Annotated in this window: 8 protein-coding genes, 2 tRNA genes and 1 pseudogene; 7 read left to right on the forward strand and 4 right to left on the reverse strand. The window is 67.8% G+C overall.

The window, feature by feature from the left end:
• The first annotated feature begins 2 nt into the window (after positions 1-2).
• The 3 genes from ACVWZ8_RS12390 to ACVWZ8_RS12400 all read left to right on the forward strand — a co-directional run bounded on the left by ACVWZ8_RS12390 (position 3) and on the right by ACVWZ8_RS12400 (position 3,332).
• Positions 3-1,280: a glycosyltransferase family 87 protein gene (locus tag ACVWZ8_RS12390; protein ID WP_456504801.1), complete on the forward strand. Its 1,278-nt coding sequence runs from the start codon at positions 3-5 to the stop codon at positions 1,278-1,280.
• A gap of 160 nt (positions 1,281-1,440) precedes the next feature.
• On the forward strand, positions 1,441-1,974 hold the full coding sequence (locus tag ACVWZ8_RS12395) for a winged helix-turn-helix transcriptional regulator (RefSeq protein ID WP_426979069.1): 534 nt from the start codon (positions 1,441-1,443) through the stop codon (positions 1,972-1,974).
• Positions 1,971-3,332, forward strand: coding sequence for an MFS transporter (locus tag ACVWZ8_RS12400; RefSeq protein ID WP_426979068.1), 1,362 nt, complete (start codon positions 1,971-1,973; stop codon positions 3,330-3,332). Before ACVWZ8_RS12395 ends, ACVWZ8_RS12400 begins: the two co-directional genes overlap by 4 nt.
• Before the next feature lie 25 nt (positions 3,333-3,357).
• Here the strand turns inward: ACVWZ8_RS12400 and ACVWZ8_RS12405 are convergent, their stop codons facing one another.
• The 4 genes and pseudogenes from ACVWZ8_RS12405 to ACVWZ8_RS12420 form a co-directional block, all read right to left on the reverse strand.
• Positions 3,358-4,548, reverse strand: a complete 1,191-nt coding sequence (locus ACVWZ8_RS12405) for an acyl-CoA dehydrogenase family protein (RefSeq protein WP_426979066.1) — start codon at positions 4,546-4,548, stop codon at positions 3,358-3,360.
• Positions 4,549-4,582: 34 nt separating this feature from the next.
• Positions 4,583-6,107: pseudogene (locus tag ACVWZ8_RS12410) on the reverse strand (APC family permease).
• Between the two features lie 13 nt (positions 6,108-6,120).
• Positions 6,121-7,341 (reverse strand): glutathionylspermidine synthase family protein, encoded by a 1,221-nt coding sequence (locus tag ACVWZ8_RS12415; protein WP_456504802.1) that lies wholly within the window; start codon positions 7,339-7,341, stop codon positions 6,121-6,123.
• 2 nt (positions 7,342-7,343) lie between these two features.
• Positions 7,344-7,946, reverse strand: a complete 603-nt coding sequence (locus ACVWZ8_RS12420; RefSeq protein ID WP_426979064.1) for a Tat pathway signal protein — start codon at positions 7,944-7,946, stop codon at positions 7,344-7,346.
• Between the two features lie 151 nt (positions 7,947-8,097).
• On the opposite strand from ACVWZ8_RS12420, the gene ACVWZ8_RS12425 reads away from it, so the two are divergent.
• The 4 genes from ACVWZ8_RS12425 (at position 8,098) to ACVWZ8_RS12440 (ending at position 11,767) form a co-directional block, all read left to right on the forward strand.
• Positions 8,098-8,751, forward strand: a complete 654-nt coding sequence (locus tag ACVWZ8_RS12425) for an MOSC domain-containing protein (RefSeq protein WP_426979063.1) — start codon at positions 8,098-8,100, stop codon at positions 8,749-8,751.
• 412 nt (positions 8,752-9,163) lie between these two features.
• Positions 9,164-11,326, forward strand: coding sequence for a DEAD/DEAH box helicase (locus ACVWZ8_RS12430; protein ID WP_456504803.1), 2,163 nt, complete (start codon positions 9,164-9,166; stop codon positions 11,324-11,326).
• A 234-nt stretch (positions 11,327-11,560) separates the two neighbouring features.
• A tRNA-Thr gene (locus ACVWZ8_RS12435) sits at positions 11,561-11,632 on the forward strand.
• A 61-nt stretch (positions 11,633-11,693) separates the two neighbouring features.
• Positions 11,694-11,767 (forward strand) — tRNA-Met (locus ACVWZ8_RS12440).
• Positions 11,768-12,014: the final 247 nt, after the last annotated feature.

Raw genomic sequence — 12,014 nt, forward strand, 5'->3', positions numbered from 1 at the left:
CAGTGACCACCACCGCCAGGGCCAAGTCCTCAACCACCCGCGGCTGGCTCGCGACGGCGGCCGGCGCGCTCGCCGTCGTCGCCGCCCTGGTGGTGCTGTACAGCGCCTACACCCCGCTGATGAACGACTTCGAGGTCTACTTCTACGGCGGCAGCCGGGTGCTGCAGACCGGCGAGACCGGCGTCAACGAGCTCTATGCCCCGCGGGACGGGCTGCCGTTCACCTATCCGCCGTTCGCCGCGCTCCTGTTCGCGGCGCTCGCCTCGCTCGGCCAGGACGCGGGCAGCCTGGTCTTCATCACCACGGCGCTGCTAGGCGCCGCGATTGTCTCCGCGTGGCTGGCACGGCACTACTTCCGCCTCGGCCGCTGGCGGGACGCGGTGGCCGACTGGCGCTTCCGGGCCATGGCTCTCGCCGGCACCGCGGCGATCCTGCTGCTGGGACCCTGGCGGGACACCTTCGACTTCGGCCAGATCAACATCATCCTGATGGGCCTGATCCTGGCCGACTTCGCGTTGCACGGAAAGGTCCGGGCCGGGGAAATCCGCTGGCCTGCCGGGCTGCTGATCGGCATTGCGGCCGGGATCAAGCTGACCCCGCTCGCGTTCGGGCTGTACTTCCTGGTCCGCCGCGACTTCAAGGCGCTCGGCTGGATGGCCGCCGGCTTCTTCGGCTCCATCGCGGCGGCCTGGGCCCTGCTGCCGACGGCCTCGGTCACGTTCTGGACCAAGATCCTGCCGGACACCGGGCGGATCGGCGGACCGGCCTACGTGGATAACCTCTCCGTCAAGGGCCTGCTGCTGCATCTGGGCCTGCCCGACTCCGGCGTGACCAGCGTCCTGTGGCTGGTGGTCTCCCTGGCCCTGGCCGCGGTGGCAGCGCTGGTGGTCAAGTGGGCGGTGGACGCGGACGAGAACTTCGTGGCCGTGTCCGCCACTGCTGTGCTGATGCTGTTGGTCAGCCCCGTGTCCTGGTCCCACCACTGGGTCTGGATGGCCGTGGCGCTGCCGTCGATGGGCTTCGCGATCCACCGGGTGCCGTCCCGGGACGGGAAGATGCGGCTGGCCGGCTGGATCATCGTCGCCGCCACCGCCGTCGCGTTCTACCTGACGCCCAAGTACCTTTCGGTGATGGCCGGCGCGCAGGAGTGGGGCAAGGATCCGCAGACCCAGTGGCAGCTCATCGTCGCGAGCTTGGGCGTGGTCTGCGGCATCGCCATGCTGGCCTACTGGGCGCTGGCCTACCGGCCCTCCCGGACACCCCTGCGCCAGGCGCAGTAGACACGGCCGCTCCCACCCCTCCCCGCCCATCCCCACGCCACCCCTCCCCACGCCACCCCGAGCGGGCAGTTCGCGCCCGCGAATCGGGAAAAGTCGGGCGCGACGTGTCCGTTCGGCTTCGGGTCTAGCTTTCTTGAACGTAGTCAGCTAGGGTTTCGGCATGGCACTTCGATCCGACTGGTCCGCGCGGAACTGCAGCATGGCCCGCGGCCTGGACATCCTGGGCGACCCCTGGGGCATGCTGGTCCTTCGTGAGATCTTCTTCGGCAACGGCCGCTTCGACGCCATCAAGGCGCGGCTGGGGGCGGCGGATTCCGTGCTGACCAAACGCCTCTCGGCGCTCGTCGGCGCCGGGCTGCTCACCCGCCGGCCCTACGACGACGGCGGCCGCACCCGCCAGGAGTACGTCCTCACCGCCAAAGGCGAAGACGCACTGCCGGTGCTCAACGCCGTCGTTCTCTGGGCCGAAAAGCATCTCCCCGCGCCGTCCGAGCAGGCCCACATGTTCGTTATCCATTCGGGCTGCGGGGCCCGCACCTCCTCCGCCGACACGTGCACGGCCTGCGGGGAACGGCTCACGGCGGACAACACCAGCTGGCACAGCCTCACCCGCACCACCGAGCCCGTACCCCTCGCCACCTCCACCCCGGTCACGTCCCTCAAGGCCCCCTCCCAGAACGGAACCGCGGCATGAGCGCGCCCAAAACCACCCCTCGGCAACGCCCCCGGCAGGTCCCCAAGCGGCGGCTGCACCCGGCCTGGATCGTCGCGGCGGTCGCTTTCCTCGCGCTGGTCGGCGCCGCGGGCTTCCGGGCCGCGCCCGGGGTGATGATGGTGCCGCTGCAGAACGAATTCGGCTGGTCCACCACGGTGCTCTCCTCCGCCGTCAGCATCAACCTCGTGCTCTTCGGCCTCACGGCACCGTTCGCCGCGGCCCTGATGGAACGCTTCGGCATCCGCGCCGTCACGTCCGTGGCGCTCGTGCTGATCGGGGCCGGCAGCGCCCTGACCGTCCTGGTCAACCAGTCCTGGCAGATCCTGCTCACCTGGGGGCTGCTGATCGGGCTGGGTACGGGTTCCATGGCACTGGTCTTCGCCGCCACGATCGCCAACACCTGGTTCGCCAAGAGCCGCGGCCTGGTGATCGGCATCCTCACTGCTGGCAGCGCCGCCGGGCAGCTGGTCTTCCTGCCCTTCATCGCCATGCTCGCCCAGGACCCGGGCTGGCGCCAGGCCTCGCTGCTGATCGCCGCGGGCGCGCTGGCCGTCGTCCCGCTCGTGCTGAAATTCCTCAAGAACTCACCGGCCGACGCCGGCGTGCTGCCTTACGGTGCCGAGTCGGAAGCCGCCGGGGAACCAGACGCCGGGGAACCATCTACGGAAGAGCCGGAAATCCCGGCGGAGCCCGCGGAACCGCGCCGGAACGCCGCCGTGCGGGCACTGCAGGCGCTCAAGCGGGCCAGCAAGGTCCGGACCTTCTGGGCCCTCGTCGCCGGGTTCGCCATCTGCGGCGCCACGACGAACGGGCTGATCGGCACACACTTCATCCCTTCCGCGCACGATCACGGCATGGCCGAAACCACCGCGGCAGGCTTGCTGGCCGTCGTCGGGATCTTCGACATCCTCGGGACCATCGCCTCCGGCTGGCTCACCGACCGGTACAACCCGCGGATCCTGCTCGCGGTGTACTACCAGTTCCGCGGGATCGGCCTGCTGGTGCTTCCCCTGCTGCTCAGCGCCACGGTGCAGCCCAGCATGATCGTGTTCGTGGTGATCTACGGCCTGGACTGGGTGGCCACCGTACCGCCGACCGCCGCGATCTGCCGCCAGGTGTTCGGAGCCGACGGCAGCGTGGTGTTCGGCTGGGTGTTCGCCGCCCACCAGCTCGGGGCGGCCGCCGCGGCGCTGGCGGCAGGCGCCATCCGGGACGCCACGGGCCAGTACACCTACGCCTGGTTCGGGGCCGCCGCGATGTGCACCATCGCCGCCGTCATCAGCGCGACCATCCGCAAGGACGCCGGCAAGCGGGAAGCCGTCCTGGTCCCGGCCTAGCCGCGCTTGACCCTCGCGGGCAGTCTTAGCGGAAGGCGGCGAGCCCGGTGATGTGCTGGCCCAGGACCAGGGTGTGGACCTCGTCGGTGCCCTCGTAGGTGCGCACCGACTCGAGGTTCGCGGCGTGCCGCAGCGGGGAGTAGTCCAGGGTGATCCCGTTCGCGCCCAGAATGGTGCGGGCCTCGCGGGCAATCGCTATCGCCTCGCGCACATTGTTCAGTTTGCCCAGTGAGATCTGCTCGGGCCGCAGCTGTCCGCCGTCCTTGAGCCGGCCGAGCTGCAGCGCCAGCAGCGTGCCCTTCTGGATTTCCAGCAGCATATTGACCAGCTTCTCCTGCGTCAGCTGGTAGCCGGCGAGGGGCTTGCCGAACTGCAGCCGCTCCTGCGAATACTTCAGCGCCGCCTCGTAGGAATCCCGGGCCGCGCCCATCGCGCCCCACGCGATCCCGTACCGCGCCTCGTTGAGGCAGGTGAACGGGCCGCGAAGGCCGCGGGCCGCCGGCAGCAGCGCCTCCGGGCCCAGCCGGACGCCGTCGAACGTGATATCGCACTGGATGGAGGCCCGCATCGAGAGCTTCTGTCCGATCGGTGTCGCGGTGACGCCGGGGGTTCCGGAAGGGACCAGGAAGCCGCGGACGCCGTCGTCTGTCATCGCCCAGACCACCAGCACGTCCGCCACTGAGGCGAGCCCGATCCAGCGTTTGGCCCCGTCCACGATCCAGCCGGCGTCCTCGCCCGTGCTGTCCCGTCGGGCGAAAGTCGTCATCGAGGCGGGGTCCGAGCCGGCGGCGGGTTCGGTCAGTGCGAAGCTGCCGATCAGTTCGCCGGCGGCCATCCGGGGGAGCCACTCCTGCTTCTGCTCCTCGGAACCCCACTTGTGGATGGCGGTCATGGCGAGGGAACCCTGCACGGACACGAAGGTGCGGATGCCGGAATCGCCCGCTTCCAGTTCCATTGCGGCCAGGCCGTATTCGACGGCGGTGCGGCCGGGGCAGCCGTAACCCTCCAGATGCATGCCGAGGACGCCGAGTTCGCCCAGTTCCGGGGCCAGCTCCAGCGGGAAGACACCCTCGTCATACCAGCGCGCGATGCCCGGACGGATCCGCTGGTTGGTGAAATCACGGACCTTCTCCCGTACCGCCAGTTCCCCGGCGCTCAGCAGGGAATCGATCGCCAGGACATCGGAAACGTCGGGAACTTCAGAAGGACGGCTCATGCCAGCATCCTACGGCCGCAGCCGTACTCCCGGACTACATCCGGGCCGGCGCGGGCATCTGCTGCAGGAAGTAGTCCCGCGTGGACGGGGCGAAACGGCACACGGCCGCCAGCACGACGCCCAGCGCCAGCAGAGCCACGCCGCTGACGAAGGCCCCGCCGACGCCGAAGATCTGCGTGTCGCCGTACCCCGGATCCCACATCTGCACGGCCGAGACGAAGAATGCCGCGGTCAGCATGAGTGCGCCGAGCAGGGGCAGGATGCCGCGGAACCCGAGATTGCGGACCGAACTGCGCAGCGTCGCGCGGAAGTACCACACGCAGGCGAAGCCGGTCAGGGCGTAGTAGAAGGCGATGAACAAGCTGATCGAGCTGATCGAGTCGGCAAGCAGGTTCTCGCTCAGGATGCTCATCAGCACGTAGTAGGCAACGGCCGCGGCGCCCATGACCTGGGTGGAGAATCCGGGTGTCTGGTTGCGCGGGTGGACGTCGCCGAACTTCGGCGGCAGTGCCCCGTGCACGCCCATGGACAGGGTGCCGCGGGCCGTGGGAAGGATGGTGGTCTGCGTCGAGGACAGCACCGACGCCAGGACGGCGACGACGATCAGCCAGCCCCAGGGACCGAGCACCACGTCCTTCATCGCGAGGAAGACGTCGCTCTGGTTGGCCTCGTTGCCCAGCCCGATCCCGTCCGTGCCCACCGAGGCATACATCATCACCAGCAGGGCCACGGAGACGTAGATCGCCACGAGGACAAACGCCGAAATGACGGCGCCGCGGCCGGGCGTCGTGGAGGGGTTCTCCGTCTCCTCGTTCACCGCGAGGCAGGTGTCCCAGCCCCAGTAGATGAAAAGTGCCAGCAGGGCGCCCGTGCACCACGGCGCCCGGATCGGCGAAGGCGCCCGCCGGGTTGAACCACTCGGGGTCGAAGGCCTGGCCGGTTGTGGCCCCGCCGGGCGCGCCGCCCGCGATCCGAAAAATTATCGCGGCAGCGAAGATGCCCAGCGGGACATACTGCACGTAGGTCAGAACCCGCTGGACATGCTCCCCCAGGCGGATGCCGCGGTAGTTCACGAGGGTCATGAAGACGATGAACAGTACGCCGGTGGCGGTGACCACGAGGCTGTTTCCGGCCAGGGAACCGTCGCCGATCAGCAGCCACAGGTACTGCCCGGCGACCTGGGCAAGGTTCGCCAGGACCACGACGCCGGCCAGGGCCACGCCCCAGCCGCCCAGCCAGCCGGCCCACGGACCGAAGGCCCGGCGGGCCCAGATGAACGTGGTCCCGCAGTCCGGCATGGCGCTGTTGAGCTCACGGAAGGCGTAGGCGATGAAGAGCACGGGCACGAAGCCCAGCAGCAGGATCAAGGGAGTGTAATTGCCGTTCACGGCCACGATCAGGCCCAGGGTCGCCGCGAGCGAATAGACCGGCGCGGTGGAGGCCAGCCCCAGCATGACGGAGTCTCCGAGGTCCAGGATCCCGGCGCGCAGTCCCTTGGCGGGAACGGCCGCCGGACCCCCGGGGCCGCCGGCCGCCGTCGTCGTCGTCTCTGTGTTCATAGTGTCACCGGGTTCATAGGGCGATACCTGCCTTGCTGGAGTGAGTCTGGTTCGAGGCCGGGGAGAGGGGGGCCGGAGCGTCGATGGTGTTCGGCACGAAGCGGCAGAAGTAGTCGGTAATGGGGCCGTCGGATTCGCGGATGCCGCAGCCGACGGATTCGCCGTCGACCACCCACAGCCCCAGCACCGGGCGGTTGCCTTCGAAATCGGGCAGGGCGTGGAACTGCTGGTAGCACCAGCCTTCCCGGCCGTAGCCGCCGGGCTGTTCCAGGTTGATGCCTGCGGCGTGGATTTTGATGTTGTCCCCTTCCCGGCCGTGCAGCGGTTTGGCCACCCATTCCTTGAGCGGGCCGGGGCCGTCCAGGTATGCCGGCAGCAGGTTGGGGTGGTCCGGGTAGAGGTGCCAGAGCGCCGCGAGCAGGGCCTTGTTGGAGAGGAGCATCTTCCAGGCCGGTTCCACCCAGCGCGGATTGTGGGCGCGCTGGAGCAGCCGGTGCCCGAACGGCTCCTTCATCATCAGTTCCCAGGGGTAGAGCTTGAACAAGGTGCTGATCATAAAGTTGTCCAGGTCCACGAAGCGGTTGAGGTTAGGGTCCCAGCCGATGTCGGACATGTTGATCCCGATGGTGGTCCAGCCGGCCTGGCTCGCGACGTCCCGCATGTAGGCCGCCGTCATCCAGTCCTCACCGGATTGCTCGGCCTCGGAATGGGCGACGTGGAGAGTGCTCATGCCCGTGCGGTACTGCAGCTTCTTCCATTGCCGGATCAGAGCCTCATGGATGCCGTTCCACTGGTCCTTTTCGGGAAAGACGTCCTGCAGCCAGAACCACTGGGCGACGGCGGCCTCAATGAGCCCCGTGGGGGTGTCGGCGTTGTATTCGAGCATCTTGGCCGGCCCGCCCTGGCCGTCGTAGACGAAGTCGAAGCGGCCGTAGACGTCCACGTCACCGGCCTGCAGTGATTCGGCCGCCAGTTCCAGTGCCTGCGGCCCGATCCCGATGGCGCCCATGGCTCCGGTGGCGAGGAACTTCGCGGCTTCAAGGCACATGCGGTGCATGTCCTCGGCGGTCTGTTCAAGGGTTTCCACCTCGTCCATGGTGAATTCGTAGTAGGCGGCCTCGTGCCAGTACTCGACATTTGTGCCGTCGGGCAGCGCGGTGGTGGAAAAGACCAGGCCCTGCTGTTCGATCCGCTCTTTCCAGTCCGGCCTCGGCGCGGAGATCAGTCGTTTCATCCCTAGCCTCCCGTGCTTCCGCCCTTGGAGCTGCTGCCGAAGCCGCCCCGGCTGACGGTGCCGCCCTTGGAGCTGTACCCCGTGGACGTCTTCGCCCCGGACGGGACAGTCCTCGTGTAACTGGGGTAGCCTGCCCGGTTCTGGCCCACACCGGGGACGCTGGCGCCACGGGAGTAAAAGTACCAGGCATAGATGCCGGAGCTGCGGCCGTCCGTGCTGCTGTTGTCGCACTGCGTGTCATCGACGCGCTCGCCGGTGTCATCGTTGAAGCACACCTGGGCGTACTCGGCCTCGGCCTCGTTGCTGGCCACCATGGCGGTGATCGTGCCGGCCAGGAGCGCCGTGACGCCCAGCCCGACGACGACGGTGCGGCGCTGCGATCGTTTCTTCCGCGCCGCCGCGCCCGCCAGCTCGCGTTCCCGTTCCCGTTCCCGGGCGAAGGGGTCAAAGACGGCGCCGGGCGGGGTTGGGTCCTCGGGAAGTCCCGGCTGCGCGGGCTGACCGGGAGGGTTCTGCAGCTCGGGCCGCAGTTCCGGCTGCGGGACCTGCCACGGGGGCTGCTTCCGGTCCTGCCGCGGCTCGTCCGGGTGCTCATCCCTGCCCAAATCGTCCCCCTTACGTATGCCCGCAGGACGTACCTGTCCGCGGAAGACTTCCCGACGTCAGCCTAACCGGCTTCCCGATCCGGGGCGACGGAAAGTGCTGCCCTTGTCTGCGATCGGGACCGGCCACTGGGCGCAGGCCTACACTGGTGGCATGGACACCGCATCTCTGCTTGCCGTCTGCCGGGTACACCAGCTGCTGACTGACCCCGGCAGCGTCGGCGTGACCGCGATCGACAAACGACCCGTGGACGGGCCTGTCCGGGTGCACAAGCTCGGCCTGCACGGGGATATCCAGGCCAGCCGTGTCCACCACGGCGGCGAGGATCAGGCGCTCTACGCCTACTCCCAGGAGGATGCAGACTACTGGGCGGAGGAGCTACAGCGCGAGCTGCCGCCGGGTATCTTTGGCGAGAATCTCCGCATCGCCGGAATCGATGCAACCAACGCCATCATCGGCGAACGCTGGAAGATCGGACTGGACGTCGAGGTGGAGGTGACCTCGCCCCGCGTGCCCTGCGCGACCTTCCAGCGGCGGATGCACGAGCCTGAGTGGGTCAAGAGATTCGGCGAGGCCGGCAGGGTGGGCACCTATCTCCGGGTGGTCCGCACCGGGAGCATCCAGGCCGGGGACCACATCCACCGGATCTTCGTCCCGACGCACGGGGTGACGATCGGCAAGTGGTTCAGCGATCCTACGGTGGAGGACATGGAGGCCCTGCGGGACGCGGACGCCGACCGCCAGATCCGGCTCCAGCCCGAGTACCACGAGGAATTTGAACGGCTGCAGCGCCGGCTGGGCGTCTGACGGACCGTCCCGGACGCCCGCGCCAGGCGGCCTATGTGGGCAAGCTCACCGCCGCCGTCGGCCTCCCGGGTTACCCTTGCGCGGATCAATGCCCTACACTTGAAATATCCCCCACTCCGGAAATCCCTTATTCCTGCCCAATTCTTGAGGCAGGACTGGCAAGTGTTGGGGCCCGCAAATTGTGATGCGGGCATTTTCATAGGGAGAGCCGGCTAAAGAAAACGCTGTACAGACTGCTGGGATAGCAGCCAAGAGATGCAGCGGGAAGTCCTGCCACGGGATTGCGAAAGCGCCGGACTTCTATGTGACCGGCCGGTCAAAGTATGCCCGGCACGCTTTTGGTCACGCGTACTGCGGCTCCGCTCACCTCGGGTTGTGCCGCCTGGCCCCTATGGATGAGGAAATTTCACCTATGCCCGAAAATCAGAACAACTCCGTCGACACCGAAACCGTTCAGAGCGACGTCGAGACTTCTGAAACGGCTGCCCCCGCAGCCGAGTCCGCCCCGGTATTCACCGAGGCTCCTGCCTTCACGGAGGCTCCGGCTGTTGCCGAGGCTCCTGCCTTCACCGAAGCTCCTGTTGCCGAAGCTGCTGTCGCCGAGGCTCCTGTTGCCGAAGAGGCCACCGAGACCAAGGCCGCTCCGGCCAGGGACGAAGACACCGAAGATGAAGGCGTCAAGTTCGTCGATCTCGGCATCGACGGCCGTGTCCTCGCTGCCCTGCAGGACGTCGGCTACGAGAAGCCGTCCCCGATCCAGGCAGCAACCATCCCGCTGCTGCTCGAAGGCCGCGACGTCGTGGGCCTGGCCCAGACCGGTACCGGTAAGACTGCAGCATTCGCAGTACCGGCACTCTCCCGCCTGGCCGAGCTCCACGACCTCAACGGCCCGTCCCGCAAGACCCAGGCCCTGGTGCTGGCTCCCACCCGCGAGCTCGCGCTCCAGGTTGCCGAGGCCTTCACTTCCTATGCCAAGCACATCGATGACTTCACCGTCCTCCCGGTGTACGGCGGCTCCGCCTACGGTCCCCAGCTGGCCGGTCTGCGCCGCGGCGCCCAGGTTGTTGTCGGTACCCCCGGCCGCGTCATCGACCACATCGCCAAGGGTTCCCTCGACCTGTCCGAACTCCAGTACCTGGTGCTGGATGAGGCTGACGAGATGCTCCGCATGGGCTTCGCCGAAGACGTCGAGCAGATCTTCCAGCAGACCCCCGAGGGCCGCCAGGTTGCGCTGTTCTCCGCCACGATGCCGAGCCAGATCCGCCGGCTGTCCAAGCAGTACCTGAACAACCCGGCCGAGGTCCAGGTCAAGTCCAAGACCACTACGGGCGCCAACACCCGCCAGCGCTACCTGCAGGTCATGGGCCCGCACAAGCTGGACGCGCTGACCCGCATCCTTGAGGTCGAAGAGTTCGAGGGCGTCATCGCCTTCGTGCGGACCAAGATGGCCACCGAGGACCTCGCCGACAAGCTGCGGTCCCGCGGCTTCCAGGCTGCCGCCATCAACGGCGACATCCCGCAGCAGCAGCGTGAGCGCACGGTCGAGGCCCTGCGCGACGGCAAGATCGACATCCTCGTCGCTACCGACGTCGCGGCCCGCGGCCTGGACGTTGAGCGCGTCAGCCACGTGGTCAACTACGACATCCCGCACGACACCGAGTCCTACGTCCACCGCATCGGCCGCACCGGCCGTGCAGGACGTTCCGGCGACGCGATCCTGTTCATGACGCCGCGGGAGAAGTACCTGCTGCGTTCCATCGAGAAGGCAACCCGCCAGCCGGTGGAGCAGATGCACCTGCCCACCGCCGAAACCGTCAACACGCTGCGCCTGGGCAAGTTCGCCGAGCGCATCACGGAGACGCTCGAGTCCGAGGATGTCGCAGCCTTCCGTGACCTCATCTCCTCCTACGAGGAAGAGCACAACGTTCCGGCGTCGGAGATCGCGGCCGCACTGGCCGTCATGGCCCAGGGCGGTCAGCCGCTCCTGGTCAAGGAACTGCCCGCCGCTCCTGAATTCCAGAAGCGCGAGCGCGCCAAGGACGGCTTCGGCTCACGTGGCCCGACCCGCACCCTGACGGAGGGGAACGCGACCTACCGGATCGCCGTCGGACGCCGCCAGCGCGTCATGCCGGGTTCCATCGTTGGCGCCATTGCCAACGAAGGCGGCATTTCCTCGGCCCAGATCGGCGGCATCGACATCCGTGCGGACCACTCCCTCGTGGAGCTCCCGGCGGACCTGAGCTCCGACCAGCTGAAGGCACTGTCCCGCACCCGGATCGGCGGCGAGCTGATCCACCTCGAGCTGGACAAGGGCCGTTCACCAGCGAGCGACCGCGGTGGCTACCAGGGCGGCAGCCGCGGCGGCGACCGCGGTGGCTTCTCCGGCGGCAGCGACCGTGGCGGCAACTTCAAGGGCAACGGCGGCTTCAAGCGCGAATTCCGCAAGACCGACGGCGAGCGGTCCTCCGCCGACCGTGGCGGACGCTCCTTCAGCGACCGCGCCGAACGTGGAGTCGGCTCCGACTCCCGCAAGCCGCGTACCGAAGGTGGCTTCAAGCCCCGGAACAAGTGGTAAGCACTGCTTCTAAGGTGAACTGAGGACGGGCCGGCTTCCAGCCGGCCCGTCCTTGCTTAAAAGTTCGCTTCGTCACATCCGCCCCGGAGGGCGTTCCCGGGTCCGTTCCTGGGCCGTCCGGAGGCCGACCGGAGGCCCCTGGGGCCCCGGATATCCGCTGTTTTCGGCGGGTCCGGTCCGGCCCGGGAGCCGATTTGTTGAGCGGGCAATCTTCCGGTAGAGTATTTACTCGTTGCCCCCCTAGCTCAGTGGTAGAGCGCGTTCTTGGTAAGAACGAGGTCACCGGATCGATTCCGGTGGGGGGCTCTGAATGAGGGCCTGTGTCAAGGCGGTTTTGACCGGCTTAGCGCAGGTTTTCCTCATTTGTGGCGGTGTAGCTCAGTTGGTTAGAGCGCACGACTCATAATCGTGAGGTCGGGAGATCGAGCCTCCCCACCGCTACAGGCAAGACCCCCGGAATCCTTGAGATTCCGGGGGTTTTTCTGCGTTCGGGCGGCAGCGTCCTTGTGCCCGGCACTCGGCGCAAGACCCGCTTTTGCCCGCCCAAGGTTTCTCCATGCTGCTCGGCCTAGCGTCTGTCTTAATTCGGGGTTCTCTTGCCGCAAGGAGACGCAGATGGCTGGTTGGATAGCACATTGGGTCACTTCCCCATGAGCGGCGCCCACCATGGCAGCGCTCGCCATAGGCT

It is taken from the genome of Arthrobacter sp. UYCu723 (assembly GCF_054059215.1).